The sequence below is a fragment of the Kribbella sp. NPDC050281 genome (genome assembly GCF_040655855.1).
GTDB lineage: Bacteria > Actinomycetota > Actinomycetes > Propionibacteriales > Kribbellaceae > Kribbella.
The window spans coordinates 14473-32525 of record NZ_JBFAKS010000018.1 but is presented as its reverse complement, the minus strand read 5'-3'; the positions used below and the strand labels follow the sequence as shown (position 1 = coordinate 32525).

The window sequence follows — 18053 nt, the reverse complement described above, 5'->3', positions numbered from 1 at the left end:
GGTCAGGTGCGTTTGCCGGCGCGGAGGATGAGGTCGAGGGACTCGACGGGTGGCGGGCCGACGGGGAGGGCCGGTTGGTTCGCTGGGCGGAGGCCGTCGAGGAGGAGAGCCAGGTAGCGGCGCCACAGGTTGGGGTCGATCGCGCGGCTCAGCTCGAACGCCGGTCCGAGCAGGGCGAAGATCGCGGCGATGTCCTGGACCGCGGCATCGGGGCGGATCGCGCCGGCGCGGTACGCACGATTGAAGAGTTCGGTGACTGCGGCAACGATCTCGGGCCAGATGCGGGCCTGGACCTCGTCATCGCCTTGCCCGGTGAGGGTCTCGTACAGTCCCCGGTCGGCGGCCTGGCGGGCGCCCGTGCGCTCGAAGAACTGCACGAGCGCATCCCATGGGTCCTCGACCTCGAGCGCCTCCCGTGCGTCGACCGCGATCTGTTCGGTGGCTTCCCGCAGTACCTCGGAAGCGATCGCGCGCTTGTTCGGGAAGTTCCGGTACGCCGTCCCGGTGCCGAGGCCCGCATGCCGGGCGATGTCGTCGAGCGTGGCGCCGAACCCGTGCTCGGCGAACACCTCCCGCGCGGCATCGACCAGCCGCTCACGGTTCCGCACGGAGTCTCGCCGGGCGCTCCTTGGCGTGGCGTCGTTCACGCGGCAACCACGCCGTGCGCGATCAGGCTCTGGGCACACTCCACGACCGTCTGGGCTGCGGGACGCGCCTTCCAACCGAGCACACGCTCAGCCTTGGCCGTGGTGTGCCGGTTCCGGCGTCCGAGCGAGATGGCGATCGCCCGCAGCGATGGGTCGGTGATCGCGGCAAGCCGCACCACGAAGTTCGGGAGCCGGCGGCTGGGCACCTTCGCTGCCTGCGGGCCGAGCGCCTCCTTGAGCGCCGCCGCGATCTCGCGCATCCAGACGAACTCGCCGGTGCCGAGGAACCGCTGACCCGCCGCCTCCGGCGCAACCATCGCGCGGAGGTGCAGATCCACCAGGTCGCGAACGTCCACGACCTCCAGACCGATCTTCGGCGTACCCGGCATCTTGCCCGTCAGCATCCGCTGGATGATCTGCGTCGTACCGACGTTGTCCGCCGTCAGGATCGGCCCGAACACCGCACCAGGGAGCACGGTCGTCAGCTCGGTCGGGCCGTCGTACCCCTCCATGAAGTCCCAGACCGCCTTCTCCGCAAGGGTTTTCGAACGCCGGTACGCCGGCAGCGACGGCGAGTCGACCGTCCACAGTGTCTCGTCCGTGACGCCGTCGTCCGTGTACGACGCCGGACTCGCGGCGTTCGCGGCCGAGGTCATCACCACGCGCTTCACCCCCGCACGAGTCGCGGCCCGCAGCACCCGCAACGCCCCATCGCGCGCCGGCACGATCAGCGCATCCGGATCCTTCGAACCCTCATCCCCGAGCGGCGAGGCGACATGCAGCACATAGTCGACACCCTGCATCGCCGCATCCCACCCGTCATCCCGCATCAGATCCGCAACCGCGAATCCCACCCGCTCCCCCACCACATCCCGGACCGACTGCTCCTTGCTCGCGGCACGAACCGTCGTACGCACGTCGTACCCGGCATCGAGCAGCACGACGATCGCCCATCCCCCGACGTACCCCGTCCCACCGGTCACGAGCACCGTCTCAGCCATCTCCACCCTCCAGTTCCCTGAACGGAGATCCCATCTCCGCTTTCACCGTAGCACAGAACCGGAGACGACCTCTCCACTTAGATCGATCAGGTTTGAAGAAGCTCAGACCGCGGACGGGTTCCTAGCATGGGAAGTGTTCTCAGCGGATCTCGTAGACAGGAACTCCGATGAACGCGAAGAAGGCCGCAGGCTCGAAGGGCAAGTCGTACGAAGGGTTCACCGCCGAGGAGCGGGGGGCGATGAAGGAGCATGCGCGGGAGATGAAGGCGGCCGCGCTCGGGGCGGACCAAGAGGCGGCCCAACTGGAGAAGATCGCCGAGATGCCGGAGGCGGAGCGTGCGATGGCCGAGCGGATTCACGCCATCGTCAAGGAGAACGCGCCTGGGCTCATGCCGAAGCTCTGGTACGGGATGCCCGGGTGGGCCAAGGACGGCAAGGTCGTCTGCTTCTTCCAGAACGCGGGCAAGTTCAAGTCGCGGTACAGCACGTTCGGCTTCAACGACTCGGCGAACCTCGACGACGGCGAGATGTGGCCGACCGCCTTCGCGTTGACAAAGCTGACCGCGGCCGGCGAGAAGCAGATCACCGCGCTCGTGAAGAAGGCCGCGAGCTGATCCCTACGGCTGGGGTGGCGGGGCGAGAATCGTGATGCCGTGCCGCGCGGCTGTCTCGGTCAGCGCAGCCAGATCCGGCGGTACGGCGGGTGCCGGCGGCAGCGTGAGCGCCTGAGCGGGCTCTCCGACCTCGGCTGCGAACTGCTCGAACCCGCCAGGCATGTGCAGCGTGATGAACCGTGCCGTGGGGGACGTGACGACGTACGCGTGGCTGATTCGCCGCGGCAGCACCGCTACGGTGCCGGGGCCGGCGGTGTGTTCCTCTTCGCCGGCGAAGACGCGCAGGTCGCCGTCGAGGACGAAGATGGTCTCGTCCTCATCGTCGTGGAAGTGGACCGGGCTGCCGTTGCCGCGCCGGGCGAGGTTCTCGGTCAGAGAGAAGGCCCCGCCGGTCTGTTCGCCACTGACACGCACCTGCGACAGGACGCCGAGGAACCACAGGGCCGTCTGGGTGTCCTGACTGGAGATCACGCCTCGAGTCACGGGCTGGGTCATGGCTGGGGATCCTTTCGGGGATCGCAGGGATCACCAGCCAACCGTGCCGCATCGATGTTGTCCAAGGCCGATCTATTCTTGATTGATAACCTCAGTGCATGGATGTGGACGCGCGGTTGTGGCGGTCCTTCGCCGCGGTGGCCGACGAACTGCACTACGGCCGGGCCGCCGAGCGCTTGCACATCACGCAGCCCGCTTTGTCGCGGCAGATCCGCGACCTCGAACGGATTCTGGGCGTCAGGCTGTTCGACCGGACCAGCCGACGGGTCGTCCTCAGCCCGGCCGGGCAGGCGGTGCTCGGGCACGCACGGCGCGCGCTGACCGAGTCCGACCGCGCAGTTCGGCTGGCCCGACTCGCCGCCGAGGGTGACTGGGGTGAGCTCGCCATCTCGGCGCTTCCGGCGGTCACGCTGGCACTGCTGCCCGCGATCATCCGCTCGTACCGCGACGCCCACCCTGCGATCGAGGTCCGGATCAGCGAGAGCTTCGACGACGAGCAGTTGGCGGCACTGACGGTCGGGCGGATCGACGCCGGGTTCCTGCGGGCGGCGGCGGCTCCGCCGGGCATCCAACTGGAGACTTTGCTGACCGAGCCGGTCCTGGCTGGGCTGCCCGCCGATCACCGGCTCGCCCGGCGCGCTCGGATCGACTTGTCCGAACTCGCTGACGAGCCCTTCGTGTTCTTCCCGCGTCACCGCTCGGTGCTCGCGTACGACGAGTTCATCGCCTCCTGCCGCGGTGCCGGCTTCAGCCCGGCCGTCGTGCAAGAGGCGAGCGGCATCTCCGCGTTGGGGCTCGTCGCGGCCGGACTCGGGGTGACCATCGTGGCAGCGTCGTACCAGGCGGTGTCGCTGGAGGGCGTCCGGTTCGTACCTGTCGTCGGGCACGAGCTCACGCTCCAACTCGCCTGGGCTGCCGACAACGCGAACACCGCCCTTCCCGGCTTCCTGGAGACGGCCAGACAGATAGCAGTCAAAGCATGAGCCACTCGATGGACACCGTTGCCAGGTGTCCTCCGTAAGGAGTCGTGCTCCTCGGTCAGCGCCCCTGACCTCGGCTTTCCGGAACGTTCTCGCCACCTGGCGCCTCTTTGTTTCCGTTGATCCCACGTCGCGAAGCAACCGGCCGCCCATGGCAAGATCGGGCGGGTGCAGATCGGGATGCTGGGATCATTCGAGGTTCGTTCGGACGACGGGGTCGTCGCCGACGTGCCTGGCGCCCGGTTGCGGGGGCTGTTGATCGCCCTTGCGCTCAGTCCGGGGCAGGTGGTTCCGAAGGCGACGCTCGTCGACTGGATCTGGGGTGAGCAGCCGCCCACCGAAGCGGCGAATGCCTTGCAGCGCTTGGTCTCCCGGCTCCGGAAGGCTCTGCCGGACGCATCGGTGGAGGGCCAGACCGACGGCTACCGGCTGATGGTGGAGCCCGACACCGTCGACGCCATCCGGTTCGAACGCCTCCTCAACCAGGCCCGCACCGACCAGGGTCCAGCCCGGATACGACTGTTGCGCGAGGCCCTCGCCTTGTGGCGCGGCGCGGCCTTGCAGGACGTCGGTTTGCAGGACAGTACGGCGTACGACGCGGCAGTCACGCGGCTCGAAGGGCTGCGCCTGACCGCCCTCGAGGATCGCTTCGACGCGGAGATCAGCCTCGGCAACGGCGCGGAGATGGTCACCGAACTGACCGACCTGGTTGCCGCGCACCCGGTCCGGGAGCGGCTCGTGGCGGCGCTGATGCGAGCCCTCGCCGCGGCCGGCCGCAACGCCGACGCGCTCCTCCTGTACGAGAGCACGAGAGAAGCCCTGGCCGACGAGTTGGGCGTCGACCCCTCCCCCGAGCTGTCCGCGGTACACGTCGCGCTGTTGCGGGGCGAGTTGGGACGGCGGGAGGAAACCCGGACCACCAATCTGCGCGCCGAGCTGACCAGCTTCATCGGCAAGGACGCCGACGTCGCCACGGTTCGCGATCTCGTCGCCGGCCATCGGCTCACCACCTTGGTCGGGCCGGGCGGCGCGGGGAAGACCAGACTCGCGGCCGAAACCGCGCGCACGCTGGTCGGTGACCTGGCCGACGGTGTGTGGTTCGTGGAACTGGCGCCCATCGGCGCGGACGGCGACGTGGCGCAGGCGACGCTCGCAGCGCTCAGCCTGCGGGATGGTCTGCTCACCGACGCGTCGGACACGGAGCCGACGGATCGGGTCATCACCGCGTTGCGTGAGCGCGAGGTGCTGCTGGTCCTGGACAACTGCGAGCACGTGATCGAATCGGCCGCGACGTTCGCGCATCGGGTGCTCGGGGAGTGCCGCCGGCTACGGATCCTCGCAACGAGCAGGGAGCCGCTCGGCATCACCGGTGAGGCGCTGTGGCACGTCGTACCGCTGGCCCTGCCCACGAGCGACGCCGACCTGGACGCGATCGAGTCTTCTCCGGCCGTCCAGCTGCTGCGCGACCGGGCAGCCGCCGTACGCACGGATATCGCGGTGGATGCCCACACCCTGTCGACTATGGCGCGGGTCTGCCGCGCGCTGGACGGGATGCCGCTGGCGATCGAGCTGGCCGCGGCCAGGCTCCGCACCATGTCCCTTGATCAGCTCGCTGACCGGCTCGATGACGTCTTCCGCCTGCTGACCGGCGGCAGCCGTACGGCGCTGCCGCGGCAACGGACTCTCCGCGCGGTGATCGACTGGAGCTGGGAACTGCTGTCCGACGCCGAACGGACGGTCCTACGCAGGCTGTCGGTGTTCTACGGCGGCGCGAGCCTGGAGGCGGCCGAGCGAGTTTGCGCCGGCGATGCGGTCGAGGCGGGTGAGGTGCTCGAGTTGCTGACCGCACTGACCGAGAAGTCCCTGCTGGTCGCCGACACCGACAAGGCGCCGCGATACCGGATGCTCGGCACCATCAAGGAGTACGCCGCGCAGCGGCTCGCGGAGGCGGGTGAATCGGAGCTGGCGCGGCATGCGCATCTCACCTATTTCACCGAACTCGCCGAGACCGCGGAGCCGCACCTTCGCCGCGCCGAGCAGCTGGAATGGCTCGCCACCCTCGCGGCCGAGCACGACAACATCAGTGCCGCGATGCGTGCTGCGGTGGCGGCCGGCGAGGCGCAGGGGGCGATGCGGTTGGCCGCGTCCGCCGGCTGGTACTGGTGGCTCGCCGGGGACAAGACCGAGGGCAACGAACTGATCATGGCGGCCATCGAGACACCCGGCGAGGTGACCGACGAGATCCGCGCCATGGTGTACGCCCTGGTCGTGCAGTTCCTGACCTCCGGGCCGGGCGACGAGCACCAGGTCGCGGAGTGGATCCACAAGGCCTACCGATACAGCCAGCAGAGTAAGGATCCTCATCCGGTGCTCGGGTTGATCGCGCCGCTGGAGATGATGTTGCAGGCCCCGGACCAGATCCTGCCCGCGTGGGAATCGCTGCTCGGCCACGAGGACCCCTGGGGACGTGCGATGGCCCGGCTGCAGCTCGGCAAGATGAGGATCATGCTCGGGCGCGACGGGCGGGATGCGGACAAGGATCTCCAGCTGGCACTCGCCGAGTTCCGGGCGGTCGGCGAACGGTTTGGGATCTCGTTCGCCCTGGCCGAGCTGGCGGACCGCATCGCCACGCGGGGCGAGTTCGCTGCCGCGTGCGAGTACCTCGAACAGGCGGTCGGCGTCGTCACCGAATTCGGTGCTGTCGACGACGTCATTCGGCTGCGCGCGCGACAGGCTCAGCTGTACTGGCTGCTCGGCGACGAGGCGTCCAGTGAGGTGGCAATGGCAGACGCGCAGCGCTACGCGGACCGGATCCCCTGGCCGGGTGCGCTGGCCGTGCTGGCACTCGCGAAGGCGGAACTGGCCGGCTGGCGCGGAGACGCCGAGGAGGCACGTCGGCAACTCGACGTCGCGACGACCGTTCTGGGAGACGAAGCGGATCAGGCGAACATCCGCGCGGTCGTCCAGAGTCAGCTCGGCGACTTCGCCGACGATCTCGAGCAAGCCCGCGGACACCGAGCCGCCGCCTTCCAAGCGGCGTCCGAGGCCGGCCACGCACCCACGCTCGCGCACGCCATCCTCGGAGTCGCGGATCTGGCGATGCGCCGCGAACAGTACGAGCAGGCAGCGCGGCTGCTCGCGGCGAGCAACGGCGTACGCGGTCTGCCAGATCTTTCCAACCCGGCCGCGGTCAGGATCGAGCACGACGTACGACGTCACCTCGGCGACGCACGGTTCGCCGAGGTGACGCAGGTAGGTACGGAGTCGAACTGGTCTGAGCTGGTCGAGGTCACGCTGGCCTCGTGAGGGCGCGCCACGGCACCACCCGAGTTCGTCAGGCTCGCTTCGCGAAGGTCGAACGAGCCCACAGATAGCCGACCAGAGCGATTCCGACGCACCACGCGAGGGCCGGGATCACGTCGCCGGCGGCCGGTGCGCCGTTCAGCAGCCCACGCAGGGTTTCGATGATCGGGGTGAAGGGCTGGTACTGCGCGAACTGCTTGAGGCCGGCCCCCATCTTGTCCGCCGGGACGATCGCGCTGCTGAAGAACGGCAGCATGACCAGCGGCACCGCGGCCAGTCCCGCGGTTTCCGGAGACTTCGCAAACAGTCCCAGGGCGACGGTGAACCAGCCGGCCGCGAATCCGAGCAGTACGACGAGACCGATCACACCGAGCCAGTCGACGAAGCTCGCCGACGGGTTGAATCCCAGCAGGAACCCCACCCCGACGATCGCGGCGATGGCGATCAGATTGGTCAGCACACTGGCGATCACGTGCCCGGTCAGCACGGCACCGCGGGAGACGTCCATGACCTTGAACCGGTTGATGATGCCCTTGGTCATGTCGGAGTTCACCGCGGTCGCGGTGGCCCCCAGCCCGTAGCAGACGGCCAGCAGCATCAGTCCCGGTGTCGCATAGTCGACGTAGTCGACGCCGACGTTGAACGCGTCGCCGAGCATGTACACGAACATCAACATGATCACGACCGGCATCAGGACCGCGTTGAACACCGAGGTCGGGTTCCGGGTGATGTGCTTGAAGTTGCGACGCAGCATGACGATCGAGTGGTTCTGGGCGCTCATTTCGCGACTACCTCCGTGTTGTGGCCCGTCAGGGCGAGGAAAACGTCATCAAGATCGGGTGTGTGGACGGAGAACTCCTCGGCGCTGATCGAGTACTCGTCGAGCCGGTCGAGCACGGCCCGCAGCGACCTCGTCCCGCCGTCGCTCGGAACCCGCAGGTCCATCGCTTCGTCGTCTCGCGTCGAGTCGGTGAAGATCCGCGCGGCCGCGTCGAGTTCCTCGACGGTGCCGAACCGGAGCCGGACGTGCGTCCCGGGCAGCTGGCGCTTGAGCTCGTCCGGGGTGCCCTCGGCAACCAATCGGCCCTGGTCGAGTACGGCGATCCGGTCGGCGAGCTGATCGGCTTCGTCGAGGTACTGGGTGGTCAGGAAGATGGTCACGCCGTCGGCCACCAGCCCGCGGATGATCGTCCACATCGTGCGCCGGCTGCGCGGGTCGAGGCCGGTGGTCGGCTCGTCCAGGAAGATGATCTCCGGGTTGCCCACGAGCGTCATCGCCAGGTCCAGCTTGCGGCGCATACCTCCGGAGTACGTCGACACCGGCTTCTGCGCCGACTCCACCAGATCGAACCGCTCCAGCAGGCCCGCGATGACCTGCTCGCCGGAGTTCACCCCGAGCAGATCCACCATCAGCTGCAGGTTCTCCTGCCCGGTCAGCAGCTCGTCCACCGCCGCGAACTGACCGGTGACCCCGATGACCGACCGCACGACCTTGGCCTCGGTGTCGATGTCGTGGCCGGCAACCCGTGCCGTCCCACCGTCCGCCTTCAGCAAGGTGGTCAGCACGTTCACCGTGGTCGTCTTGCCCGCGCCGTTCGGACCGAGCAGCGAGAACACCGTCCCGGCCCGCACCTCCAGATCGATGCCATCGAGCACGACCTTGTCCCCATAAGCCTTACGCAGTCCCGAGACTGCAATCGCTGAGCTGTTCATGGAGCAACCATCGCGACCCGCCCAGACACCCCCCTGACACGCCACTGACACGCCCACTGACACGGCTTCGTCCCTGTCTGAAGGCGGCTGAAAGGTTGTTGAAAGTGGCGGCGCTCAGGATCGGCGTACAGAGGATCTCGGGAAATCCGCGGGGCGATGTCGGATCGGGGGTGGGGGTGTTCGTGGAAGGGGTGTACCCGCAGTGGGCGGACACGATCGACCGGGAGGAGTGAGACATGAGGCAGGGATTGAAAAAGCTCTCCAGAGCCAGACAACTGCTGACGATTCTGTCAGCGCAGTCCGCGTCCACCTATGCCAACCAGGTGATCGCCCTGGTCATCCCGTGGCTCATTCTGACGCGCACTGGCAGCGCCGCCAGTGCCGGCACCATCGCCTTCGCCATCGGAATCGCCGCGGTAGCCGGCACCTTGGTCGGAGGTTTGGTGACCGACCGGATCGGTGGTCGGCGGGTATCGATCCTGGCTGACGGCCTGAGCCTGATCACCGCGTTGACACTGGCCGTGGCGCTGTGGTTCGGCTTCTTCTCGCTCTGGTTCGTCGCCGTCACCCAGATACTCGGTGTCTTCTTCGATGGGCCGGGACAGATTGCCAAGACTACGAGAGTGCCGGCAGCCGCCAGGGAAGAAGACGTACCGATCACCCGCGCGATGGGCCTGACGCAGACGCTTCAAGGGGTGGCGATGTTCATCGGACCGATTACCGCCGGTCTGCTGATCGCCGCCTTCGGCGAGGCCAACACGCTGTTGGTCACCACCGTACTTTTCCTGCTCAGCATCATGCTTGTCTCACGTCTGCGGAAGCAGGTCATGACGCATGAGCACCCCATGTCGGCCCGCCAGACGTACCTCGACCTGCGTGAAGCGGTGCACTTCCTCGTCAAGGAACCTTTCCTTGGCAAGATGCAGCTTCTCGGGCCGCTCATGGGCGCTGTGATCGTGCCGATCTCGGCGCTGATCTATCCGGCCTGGTTCATCTTCGCGCACCAGGACTCCCGATCTCTCGGCATCTTCCTGGGTGCAGGTGCGGTTGGCGGCATGGTCGGAGGTGTCAGCTTCGCCGCCTTGGCGCAGAAGCTGGCTCAACGGACCTGGCTCGTCGGCGCGACCGCCCTGTACGCCGTGGCTCTGCTGGGCATGCACTTCCTCCAGCCCGGTTCGATACCTGCGGTCGGCGTGAGTTTCCTGGCCGGTTCGATGCTGAGTGTGATGTTCGCGGTTCCGTACACAGCCTTCTACAGTCGTACGCCGCAGAAACTGCTGGGTCGCGTAGGCAGCCTGGGAGCCGCTTACGGCACCCTGATCGGTGCACTGTCCGCACTCGGCTTCGGTTGGCTGATCCACACCGTATCCGCACCGAGCGCCCTCTTGGTCTCTTCCCTGGTCATGGGTGCTGTTGCGGCATCCTTGGCCTTGGCGCCGTTCATGCGCCTGCTGGACAACCCATCTGAACCGGCTGACCCCGAACCAGAAACCACTGCCGTCCCGGCAGCAACCCAGCTTTAGCTGTTCAAGGAGGACATCATGACCGCTATCTACACCTTCGACGTCTTCGCCACCCTCGACGGATTCGGCTCGTACGGCGAAGGTGGCGACTGGGGAGGCTACTGGGGTAAGCAAGGGCCTGAGTTCCTCGACCGCCGCCTTGCCTTCTACGGCGAGACGCCGCGGTTGGTGCTCGGGGCAACCACCTACCGGCAGTTCCTGGAGATTCTGGGCCCGACCATCGAGGAGTCCGACGTCCGTGACCCGGTGAACACCAGGATGAGGAGCCTGCCGACGACGGTGGTGTCGAAGACACTGGAAGGACCCCTCGCCTGGAAAAACGCGACGCTGGAGAACGGCGACGCCGTCGAGGTCGTCGCCCGGCTCAAAGAGGAGTCCGACGTACCGATGTGCTCGGCCGGCAGCCTGTCCCTGAACCGGTCGCTGATGGCCGCCGGCCTGGTCGACCGCGTCCAACTGACGATCTTCCCCGTGATCTCCGGTCAGACCGGAGTTGACCCCGTCTTCCAGGGTGCGGCCGACTTCGACCTCGAGCTGATCGAGCAACGGACCCTCGACGGCCACACCCAAGAGCTCACCTACCGCCCCACCCTGCACACCTGAGCCGCCCGCCCGCGGCGCCGCCTCAACCCGCTCTGATCTTCATCGGTCACGCTGACGGGAGGGTGCTCATGAGCTGCGCGGCGTCGTCGTTCTCGGGGTCGAGGTCAACGGCGCGTCGGAGCGCACTCCTCGCCAGGTCGAGCTGTCCGTCGAGCTGATGGGCCCATCCGGTCATCGTCCAAGCGGCGGACGAGTCCGGACGCAACTCGGTCCACACTCGCAGCAGCGGCCAGACCAGGTCTGTGCGGCGCAGCTCGATCGCTCCCCACACAGCCTCGTCGAACCCCTCGTCGTCGAGATCGAACTCGGCCGGCTCGAGCGCAGCCAGTCGGTGGTACGCCGCCTCTGCGGCATCCGGACCCGATGTTTTCAGCGCCTCGGCGACAGGGCCGACGACCGGGGGCAGCAAGGCGCGCATGGCCACCACCCCCTCGGGCGTCGCACCGGAGAGGTGGTGATCGGCGAGGGCGACGTCGAGCGCTGCCTTCGCGATCAGCGAGGCAGGGATCGCGTTGGAGTTCGCGAGTACGACGACGCCGGTACGCCGCTCCGGAACCAGCACGAGCCTCGACCTGAACCCAGGGTCCATGCCACCGTGACTCACCGTTCGGTGCCCGCGGTAGCTGCCGATGGCCCAACCGAGTGACCTCGCCTCGTCCGACGGAGGGTTGCCCACCGACACCACGGGCTGCCACATCAGGTCGAGCAGCCCAGGATCGAGCCGCGCCCACCGCCCGTCGGAAGCCACTGCGGCCGGCTCGAAGTGCGCCACCATCCAGCGACACATCTCGACCAGGTTCGAATGCAGGGTCGAGCTCGGGGCATGACGCCTGGTGTACGGATAGGAGCGACCGGGCACCGACAGCGGCATCCCGACGTGCGGTGGGGCAACCAGGTGCGCGGGTACCTCGCTACGCAGGAACGTGCTGTTCCGCATCCCGAGTGGCGCCAGGACATCGCGCCGTACGGCGTTCTCGAACGTCGTCCCCGTGACCCTGGACAGCAGGAGGCCGAGAAGCTCGAACCCGGCGTTGGAGTAGGAGAACGCCGAGCCGGGCTCCGCCTGCAGCCGCCAGTCCGACAGGCTGCGAGCGAACTCGCTCAGGGCGTCGTCGCCGAGCTGAGGGTCGTGCCAGCCGTAGTCGACGACGTCGGGAAGACCGCTCGTGTGGCTCAAGAGACGCCGGGCTGTGACGTCGCCTGCGCGACCGTCGGCCAAGGTGAACTCAGGCACCCAATCGGTGATCGGAACATCCAGATCGAGCACCGGTTCGCCGGTGTCCCGAGCGATCGCCAGCGACACGACCGCGGTCGCGACGAAGGGCTTGGACACCGACGCCAGGTGGAACATCGTCTCCGGCGTGACCGGCGCACCGGTGCCGACGTCACGAACGCCGAACCCACGCGCGACGACCTCCTCGTCGCGCACCACCGCGATGGCCAGGCCTGCCACGTCGTGCGAGCCGAGAAAGGACTCGACCAGCGGCCACAACCCTTCCTCAACGCTCCCCCGAAGACCCATCTCCATGCCCACCCTCCCCGACTCAGTCCAGACAGAACTCGTTGCCCTCGACATCCAGCATGGGAAGGCACGACTCGTTGAAGCCATCGGCCCGCAGTAGACCTACGCGGGTCGCGCCGAGCGCGACCAGCCGTGCGCATTCGGCCTCGAGCACAGCCACGCGCTCTTCACCCACAAGCCCGGTGCCGACCCGCACATCAAGATGCACCCGATTCTTGACGACCTTGCCTTCGGGAACGCGCTGGAAGTAGAGCCGCGGGCCTACACCGGTGGGATCGCCGCAGGAGAACCCCGCCCCCTGACGCTCAGGCGGCAGCGACCGATGGAAATCGGCCCACGTGGCAAACCCCTCCGGTGGCGGCGGTACGACGTACCCCAACACCTCGCACCAGAAACGAGCGACGCGCTCGGGTTCCGCGCAATCGAAGGTGACTTGGAACTGCCGGACCGATGCCATCCGTCCATCGTGCTGGACATCGAGCGACTGTGCTAGGAGTTATTCGCCGCCCGGGCTCGGTACGCCGCGACCGTCGTACGACTCGCGCACGCGTTGGAGCAGAACCGGCGCGTCCGGTTCCGTGACTGGTCCACGAAGTAGTTTCCGCACCCGGCCGCGGCGCACCGCCCCAGCGTCACCGCCGGATCCCCCGCCGCGACCAGGGCGAGCTTGGCGGCGATCAGCTGGCCGGCCCAGCGCTTGGCCGGGGTGCCGTTGCGACTGAAGTGGATGTGCCAGCCGCCGTCGTGGTCGGACAGGTGCATGTCCGGCGGATAGTCACGCAGCAGGCGGTGTACGGCGTCGGGGGCGGCACCGTCGACTGACTGCGCCAAGGCCGTACGCACGAGGTCCGGCAGGTCGCCGTAGTCGCCGTCGGGCGGCGGAGTGATCTCGTGCTCTGCGAAGAACGCGGCGACCAGTTCACCGTCCTGGTTGAGCGTGCCAGTGTTGGCCAGCTCGACGGCCAGGCGCGTCACGTTCCCAATGTAGTCGCCGTACTCCACTTGACCACCTACATCATCGATTCCTATGGTAGGCGTCATGCTAACTGATGACGCCTACGTAGCCCGACGCCTGCACCTGCTCGGGGAGTGGGATGCCGCACTCGCCGTCGTGGACCCCGACGCCGAGCCCGAACTACACGCCGAGATCGCCGTCGACCGCTGGTTCTTCCAGATCGAGGGCCATGAGGAGGCCGAGAAAGCGGTCGCGGCACTCGATCCCGCGTCGCCGACGGCGCAGTTGCTCACGGCCCGAATGGCGTACAGCCGCCTGCTGTTCCAGCGCGACCCCCGCGCCGACGACCGCGCCGTGGCCGAGGCCGGCTACCGCGCGGCGGCACAGAGCGACGACGAGAAGCAGCGCGGTTGGGCGGAGTACCACTGGGGCGTTTTGCTGGACAACATCGACGAGGACCCGGCCGGCGCCCTCGCACGCTACGAGACAGCACTCGAGATCGCGACGAGGTCCGGCGACGGCTACTTCGAGTCGTACATCATCCGGCACCTCGCGCATCTCAAGGAGCCCGCGGAGCGGATCGCGATGCTGCGCCGCTGTCTCCATCTGCGCGCCGCGCTCGGAGCCAGGCCCCAGACAATCGCCGCCCAAGCCGCCCTCGCCGAAGACCTCCCCGAAGACGACCCCGAACGCGCCGAGCTCATCCGGACGTTCCGCCCCAGCGCGGAAGAACTACGCATCGGCTGGCTCCTGCCCACGAACTGATCCGCCCCGAGGTGACCTCCTGGCGCCAACGCGTCAGGTAGAGGATTGTTGGCCTCACCGCCCACTCGTTCTCGTTGCCACCGGCCACACCTTCAGGAGGCACGATGCCGGACCGGACGGATCTGCTGGTCGTCGGCGCGGGGCCTTATGCCTACTCCGCGGCGGCCCTTGCCCGTGACAACGGCATCGAGACCCGGATCGTGGGCCACCGGATGGCGTTCTGGCGGAAGAACATGCCGGTTGAGATGTTTCTGCGGTCAGGCCCCGACTGGCATCTCGACGGAAACGGCGAGTACACGTTCGAGGCGTTCTTCGAGGATCGGGGCCTGCGCCCCGCAGACTTCGACCCGATCCCGATCTCGGTCTTCCTCGACTACACGGAGTGGTTCCGCGAGTGCAAGAGGCTCGACCTCGACGAGCGGCTCGTGACCGGCCTGACCAAGCCGAACGCGGGCTTCGTGGCAACGATGGACGACGGTACGACGATCACCGCGGACAAGGTACTCGTCGCACCTGGCGTCGGCTCCTTCCTCAACCTGCCGGAGTGGTACGCCGAGGTTCCCCCGGCTCGCCGCTCGCACACGTGTGAACTGGTCTCCTTCGATGCCCTTGCCGGTGCGCGGGTCGTGATCATCGGCGGCCGGCAAAGCGCCTACGAATGGGCGGCTTTGCTGTGTGATCACGACGCCGCGCAGGTGCACGTGGTACATCGCCACAGCACACCGTCGTTCGCCAAAGTGAGTTGGCGCTTCGTCGACCAGTACGTCAATCAGACGCTGACACACCGCGGATGGTGGCGAGGACTCCCGGTCGAGCGGCAGCGAACGATCGCGGCCGAGTTCTGGCAGGTCGGCCGTCTCACCCTCGAGCCCTGGCTCGTACCGCGGATCCCGGACGCCGTCGTGACCAGTCATCCGGGGTGTGCGGTGGTCGGCACGGCAGTCAGCGAACACGACGTGACGCTGACTCTCTCCGACGGCGCGGCGCTGACAGCCGATCACGTGGTCTTCGCTTCCGGCTACCGGGCCGACCTTGCTCGCGTGCCTTACCTGGGCGATGTCGTGGATCGGATCTCGGTGACCGAAGGCTTCCCCGCCTTGTCCGAGGGCCTCGAGACGTCCCTGGCCGGGCTCTACATGACAGGGTTCGCGGCGACCCGCGACTTCGGCCCCTTCTACGGCTTCACCAAGGGCTGCCCGTCAGCCGCCCGCATCGCCGTCGACGACATGCTGGGATGATCTCCCTGCCGATGGCAACGGAGTTCATCCACCATGGGTGACGCCCCGGACAGTCCGGACCTGCTGCAATGCGACCGAGACGCCCATCGGAGGCGCAGGTCATGAAGCTCGACCTGGGTGAGCCGGCTGGCGCGTCCGCTCATCTCTGGAGGGAATGACCGTGGACGCAATGACGAATGACTTCGGGGAAGTTCTTCTGTGGAGCTTCTGGTTCTTCATCTGGATTGCCGCACTGATGGTGTGGTTCCGTTGTCTGTGGGACCTGTTCAGCGACCGCTCGCTCAGCGGTTGGGCCAAGGCCGGCTGGGCGATCCTGCTCATCTTCGTGCCGTGGGTGGGGGCACTGATCTACCTCATCGCTCGGGGCCGGAGCATGAACGAGCGCCGGCGGACGCAGTTCGAGGAGCAGCAGGCCGAGCAGAAGAAGTACATCCAGGATGTCGCAGGCACGTCCAAGAGCCCGACCGACGAGATCGCCAGCGCCAAGGAACTGCTCGACTCCGGAACGATCACGCAGGCGGAGTACGACTCCATCAAGACCAAGGCACTCGCCTGACCACGTACCAGCGCGAGGCTTAGCCTCCCGGGGCACAGGTCGGAGGCCCTTTCCCGAACGGGACAGGGCCTCCGACGTGCGGTGAAGCTCAGGGGCGAGGCGGCTCAACCATGGACGAGCGGTGGTCCGAGCGGAAGCGCGCCACCGCCTGTGGCCTGCGAAGCCGAGTTGAAGAACAGGTAGACACCCACCGCGGCGAAGAGGAACACCACCACACCTGCGATGTGGAGCACGCTTGCTGATTCCTGCAGGGTGCCGATCAGGACCAGCACCAACGCGATTTCGATGAGCGCGAAGAGCACCGTGTACGCGCTCGGCAGGCGGAGTGTGGCCAGGGTCAGCATCCCGATCACGACCAGCCACGAGATCAGGAACAAGCCTTGTGTGTCGATGGCGTCCGCGGCGACGATGCCGAGCCAGTTGTGTGTGAGGCCCAGTACGAGCATGGCGTAACTGAGCCAGAACCCCGCGAAGATGCCGAACACCCCGGCTACCGCGCTCTGGCCGACGCCTGCCGCCCAGACGGCGGCGATCACCAGGCCTAGTCCGGTGGCCGCGACGATGATGGAGAGCGAGGCCCCGACCGCCGCCGCCGGCACGTAGCCGACAAGGACGAGACCGAGCGCGACCGATCCCACGATGAAACTGGGGAGACCGATCAGAGACGGGTCTCCAGTCACCGCTGGAACCGCGGCCTCAGCCTCAGCGGCCACAGCGGCAGGTTGGGCGCGTTCCTCGTGAGCGCCGAACGCATCGGCGTCGATGGTGGTCATGGCGAACTCCTTTCGGGCGTATCCCGGATGGAATCAGTCTCTCCACTTCCCACCCGGCAATCTGTCTCGTTTTGAGGCACTACCCGCCCCACGCTCACGCTCTGCTGATCGAGTTGGCCGCCTGGGCAACCGAGATCGCAGCCACGCTGATCGCAAAGTGCTGGTAACCAATCAAGCCGCGCACGAGCAAGTGCTCCTCACCACGGCGCCCTGACCTCCGCGGCGACCCGACAACTCCGGCACGCACTAGTTGACGTACCGGTCCTGCGGAGCGTTGTTGTCGGCAGCAAACAATCCGCGCGAACAAGTACCGTCCGTTGAGCAAGCCGGTGCTGCGGTCCGAGCTGAGTTCATCAAGTCCGCTAGATTCACCGGTCAGTGGGGATGGCAAGGCCCACGATCGAGAATCGGAGTTCGCAGGACGATGAACGGCCGAATCGACTATCACGAGGTGGAGCCACTCACGGTCTGGCTCGACGGCAAGGAGCAGCAGTGCTCCGTCGACGAGACCTCCACCACCGACTCTCACTGGACGCTGGTCCTGACAACGCCGGACGGCAGGGCCTGGACCGGCTCCGGCCAGGGTCTGTGGACAGCGTCCGTCGACCTGCGCCGCCAAGTGGAACCCCTCGGCTACAGACTCTGCTGCGCCGGCGCCCGAACCGACGCCTTCATGCGCCAGGGCAAATCCGTGGGCGGCTACATCGTCGGCCTCTGGACCCGCCGAACCTTCTTCGGCATCCGGCACGAGGCCTCGTTGTTCGACTACGCCCCCGCAGGCAAGGTCACCACCATCGATGAACAACTGGCCCGCTACGCCCGCTGGACAGACACGCCTTGGTGGCGAGCCCTCCTCCCCGGGGACCCGGTCCGCTGATGTCACTTCGTACAAAGGCCGGTGGACGATGATCGACTACCACGTCGTGGAGCCGGTCACCTGCTCGATCGACGGAATCGAGCAGGTGTGCTCCCTGGAGCGGACCTCGACGCCGGACTCGTACTGGACGCTGGTTCTGACAACGCCTGACGGTGCAACCTGGACCGGAGCAGGGCATGGCTTGTGGACCGCGTTCCTCGAGCTGCGACGTCAACTCGAGCCGGTCGGCTACAAGTTGTGTTGCGCGGGGGCGAGAGTCGACGCCCACATGCGCGGTGGCCGATGGACGGACGGCGACATCGTCGACATTCTGAGCCGGCGGACCATGCTCGGGATCCAGCACAAGGTTTTCATCTTCGACTACGCCCCGCCTGCCAGAATCGCCACCGTCGACGAGCAGTCGGCCCGCAACGACCGATGGTTCGACACCCCCTGGTGGCGAGCCCTTGTCCCCGGCAACCCAGTCCGCTGATGTCACTTCGTGCACA

19 protein-coding genes are annotated in these 18053 nt (G+C 67.3%); 10 read left to right on the top strand and 9 right to left on the bottom strand.

From position 1 onward, the window contains the following. Nucleotides 1-2: 2 nt before the first annotated feature. Together AB0I34_RS20610 and AB0I34_RS20605 are read right to left on the bottom strand one after the other, a co-directional pair. Nucleotides 3-608, bottom strand: a complete 606-nt coding sequence (locus AB0I34_RS20610; RefSeq protein ID WP_360447147.1) for a TetR/AcrR family transcriptional regulator — start codon at nucleotides 606-608, stop codon at nucleotides 3-5. A gap of 35 nt (nucleotides 609-643) precedes the next feature. Beyond that, the gene (locus AB0I34_RS20605; RefSeq protein ID WP_360447145.1) at nucleotides 644-1648 is read right to left on the bottom strand and encodes an NAD-dependent epimerase/dehydratase family protein; all 1005 of its coding nucleotides are present in this window, start codon (nucleotides 1646-1648) and stop codon (nucleotides 644-646) included. Between the two features lie 167 nt (nucleotides 1649-1815). Here AB0I34_RS20605 and AB0I34_RS20600 point away from each other — a divergent pair, with 167 nt between their 5' ends. After that, nucleotides 1816-2262 (top strand): DUF1801 domain-containing protein, encoded by a 447-nt coding sequence (locus tag AB0I34_RS20600; RefSeq protein WP_360447143.1) that lies wholly within the window; start codon nucleotides 1816-1818, stop codon nucleotides 2260-2262. 3 nt (nucleotides 2263-2265) lie between these two features. Here the strand turns inward: AB0I34_RS20600 and AB0I34_RS20595 are convergent, their stop codons facing one another. After that, nucleotides 2266-2757, bottom strand: coding sequence for a cupin domain-containing protein (locus AB0I34_RS20595; protein ID WP_360447141.1), 492 nt, complete (start codon nucleotides 2755-2757; stop codon nucleotides 2266-2268). 98 nt (nucleotides 2758-2855) lie between these two features. Here AB0I34_RS20595 and AB0I34_RS20590 point away from each other — a divergent pair, with 98 nt between their 5' ends. Then, the gene (locus tag AB0I34_RS20590) at nucleotides 2856-3740 is read left to right on the top strand and encodes a LysR substrate-binding domain-containing protein (RefSeq protein WP_360447139.1); all 885 of its coding nucleotides are present in this window, start codon (nucleotides 2856-2858) and stop codon (nucleotides 3738-3740) included. Nucleotides 3741-3917: 177 nt separating this feature from the next. After that, complete coding sequence (locus tag AB0I34_RS20585) at nucleotides 3918-7043, top strand: BTAD domain-containing putative transcriptional regulator (RefSeq protein ID WP_360447137.1); 3126 nt, start codon at nucleotides 3918-3920, stop codon at nucleotides 7041-7043. A 28-nt stretch (nucleotides 7044-7071) separates the two neighbouring features. On the opposite strand, the gene AB0I34_RS20580 is transcribed toward AB0I34_RS20585, so the two are convergent. Together AB0I34_RS20580 and AB0I34_RS20575 are read right to left on the bottom strand one after the other, a co-directional pair. Next, the gene (locus AB0I34_RS20580; RefSeq protein WP_360447135.1) at nucleotides 7072-7821 is read right to left on the bottom strand and encodes an ABC transporter permease; all 750 of its coding nucleotides are present in this window, start codon (nucleotides 7819-7821) and stop codon (nucleotides 7072-7074) included. After that, the gene (locus AB0I34_RS20575) at nucleotides 7818-8753 is read right to left on the bottom strand and encodes an ATP-binding cassette domain-containing protein (RefSeq protein WP_360447133.1); all 936 of its coding nucleotides are present in this window, start codon (nucleotides 8751-8753) and stop codon (nucleotides 7818-7820) included. Before AB0I34_RS20575 ends, AB0I34_RS20580 begins: the two co-directional genes overlap by 4 nt. 236 nt (nucleotides 8754-8989) lie before the next feature. Between AB0I34_RS20575 and AB0I34_RS20570 the strand changes: the two genes are divergently transcribed. Both AB0I34_RS20570 and AB0I34_RS20565 read left to right on the top strand, forming a co-directional pair. Then, nucleotides 8990-10276: an MFS transporter gene (locus AB0I34_RS20570; RefSeq protein WP_360447131.1), complete on the top strand. Its 1287-nt coding sequence runs from the start codon at nucleotides 8990-8992 to the stop codon at nucleotides 10274-10276. An 18-nt stretch (nucleotides 10277-10294) separates the two neighbouring features. Continuing rightward, nucleotides 10295-10879, top strand: coding sequence for a dihydrofolate reductase family protein (locus tag AB0I34_RS20565; RefSeq protein ID WP_360447129.1), 585 nt, complete (start codon nucleotides 10295-10297; stop codon nucleotides 10877-10879). A gap of 46 nt (nucleotides 10880-10925) precedes the next feature. On the opposite strand, the gene AB0I34_RS20560 is transcribed toward AB0I34_RS20565, so the two are convergent. Genes AB0I34_RS20560 through AB0I34_RS20550 form a run of 3 tightly spaced genes read right to left on the bottom strand, consistent with a single transcriptional unit; the run spans nucleotide 10926 to nucleotide 13376 of the window. Next, on the bottom strand, nucleotides 10926-12407 hold the full coding sequence (locus AB0I34_RS20560) for a serine hydrolase domain-containing protein (protein WP_360447127.1): 1482 nt from the start codon (nucleotides 12405-12407) through the stop codon (nucleotides 10926-10928). Between the two features lie 16 nt (nucleotides 12408-12423). Further along, the gene (locus AB0I34_RS20555) at nucleotides 12424-12858 is read right to left on the bottom strand and encodes a VOC family protein (protein ID WP_360447125.1); all 435 of its coding nucleotides are present in this window, start codon (nucleotides 12856-12858) and stop codon (nucleotides 12424-12426) included. A gap of 32 nt (nucleotides 12859-12890) precedes the next feature. Continuing rightward, complete coding sequence (locus AB0I34_RS20550; RefSeq protein ID WP_360447123.1) at nucleotides 12891-13376, bottom strand: CGNR zinc finger domain-containing protein; 486 nt, start codon at nucleotides 13374-13376, stop codon at nucleotides 12891-12893. A gap of 64 nt (nucleotides 13377-13440) precedes the next feature. On the opposite strand from AB0I34_RS20550, the gene AB0I34_RS20545 reads away from it, so the two are divergent. From AB0I34_RS20545 to AB0I34_RS20535, 3 genes are all read left to right on the top strand, one after another. Next, nucleotides 13441-14121, top strand: a complete 681-nt coding sequence (locus AB0I34_RS20545; RefSeq protein WP_360447121.1) for a hypothetical protein — start codon at nucleotides 13441-13443, stop codon at nucleotides 14119-14121. A 104-nt stretch (nucleotides 14122-14225) separates the two neighbouring features. Continuing rightward, on the top strand, nucleotides 14226-15359 hold the full coding sequence (locus AB0I34_RS20540; RefSeq protein WP_360447119.1) for an FAD-dependent oxidoreductase: 1134 nt from the start codon (nucleotides 14226-14228) through the stop codon (nucleotides 15357-15359). Nucleotides 15360-15528: 169 nt separating this feature from the next. Continuing rightward, complete coding sequence (locus AB0I34_RS20535) at nucleotides 15529-15915, top strand: PLDc N-terminal domain-containing protein (RefSeq protein ID WP_360447117.1); 387 nt, start codon at nucleotides 15529-15531, stop codon at nucleotides 15913-15915. Between the two features lie 104 nt (nucleotides 15916-16019). Here AB0I34_RS20535 and AB0I34_RS20530 read toward each other — a convergent pair whose 3' ends face one another. Further along, entirely contained in the window at nucleotides 16020-16688 is a 669-nt protein-coding gene (locus AB0I34_RS20530) for a GPR1/FUN34/YaaH family transporter (RefSeq protein WP_360447115.1), read from the bottom strand. A 424-nt stretch (nucleotides 16689-17112) separates the two neighbouring features. Between AB0I34_RS20530 and AB0I34_RS20525 the strand changes: the two genes are divergently transcribed. Continuing rightward, nucleotides 17113-17565 (top strand): hypothetical protein, encoded by a 453-nt coding sequence (locus AB0I34_RS20525; RefSeq protein ID WP_360447113.1) that lies wholly within the window; start codon nucleotides 17113-17115, stop codon nucleotides 17563-17565. A gap of 28 nt (nucleotides 17566-17593) precedes the next feature. After that, the gene (locus AB0I34_RS20520) at nucleotides 17594-18037 is read left to right on the top strand and encodes a hypothetical protein (protein ID WP_360447111.1); all 444 of its coding nucleotides are present in this window, start codon (nucleotides 17594-17596) and stop codon (nucleotides 18035-18037) included. The last annotated feature ends 16 nt before the right edge of the window (nucleotides 18038-18053 follow it).

Bases quoted from the DNA above. Each gene is read 5' to 3' on its own strand.
- AB0I34_RS20605 (WP_360447145.1), bottom strand. From the start codon at position 1,648: ATGGCTGAGACGGTGCTCGTGACCGGTGGGACGGGGTACGTCGGGGGA.
- AB0I34_RS20600 (WP_360447143.1), top strand. From the start codon at position 1,816: ATGAACGCGAAGAAGGCCGCAGGCTCGAAGGGCAAGTCGTACGAAGGG.
- AB0I34_RS20595 (WP_360447141.1), bottom strand. From the start codon at position 2,757: ATGACCCAGCCCGTGACTCGAGGCGTGATCTCCAGTCAGGACACCCAG.
- AB0I34_RS20590 (WP_360447139.1), top strand. From the start codon at position 2,856: ATGGATGTGGACGCGCGGTTGTGGCGGTCCTTCGCCGCGGTGGCCGAC.
- AB0I34_RS20585 (WP_360447137.1), top strand. From the start codon at position 3,918: ATGCTGGGATCATTCGAGGTTCGTTCGGACGACGGGGTCGTCGCCGAC.
- AB0I34_RS20580 (WP_360447135.1), bottom strand. From the start codon at position 7,821: ATGAGCGCCCAGAACCACTCGATCGTCATGCTGCGTCGCAACTTCAAG.
- AB0I34_RS20575 (WP_360447133.1), bottom strand. From the start codon at position 8,753: ATGAACAGCTCAGCGATTGCAGTCTCGGGACTGCGTAAGGCTTATGGG.
- AB0I34_RS20570 (WP_360447131.1), top strand. From the start codon at position 8,990: ATGAGGCAGGGATTGAAAAAGCTCTCCAGAGCCAGACAACTGCTGACG.
- AB0I34_RS20565 (WP_360447129.1), top strand. From the start codon at position 10,295: ATGACCGCTATCTACACCTTCGACGTCTTCGCCACCCTCGACGGATTC.
- AB0I34_RS20560 (WP_360447127.1), bottom strand. From the start codon at position 12,407: ATGGAGATGGGTCTTCGGGGGAGCGTTGAGGAAGGGTTGTGGCCGCTG.
- AB0I34_RS20555 (WP_360447125.1), bottom strand. From the start codon at position 12,858: ATGGCATCGGTCCGGCAGTTCCAAGTCACCTTCGATTGCGCGGAACCC.
- AB0I34_RS20545 (WP_360447121.1), top strand. From the start codon at position 13,441: ATGCTAACTGATGACGCCTACGTAGCCCGACGCCTGCACCTGCTCGGG.
- AB0I34_RS20540 (WP_360447119.1), top strand. From the start codon at position 14,226: ATGCCGGACCGGACGGATCTGCTGGTCGTCGGCGCGGGGCCTTATGCC.
- AB0I34_RS20535 (WP_360447117.1), top strand. From the start codon at position 15,529: ATGACGAATGACTTCGGGGAAGTTCTTCTGTGGAGCTTCTGGTTCTTC.
- AB0I34_RS20530 (WP_360447115.1), bottom strand. From the start codon at position 16,688: ATGACCACCATCGACGCCGATGCGTTCGGCGCTCACGAGGAACGCGCC.
- AB0I34_RS20525 (WP_360447113.1), top strand. From the start codon at position 17,113: ATGAACGGCCGAATCGACTATCACGAGGTGGAGCCACTCACGGTCTGG.
- AB0I34_RS20520 (WP_360447111.1), top strand. From the start codon at position 17,594: ATGATCGACTACCACGTCGTGGAGCCGGTCACCTGCTCGATCGACGGA.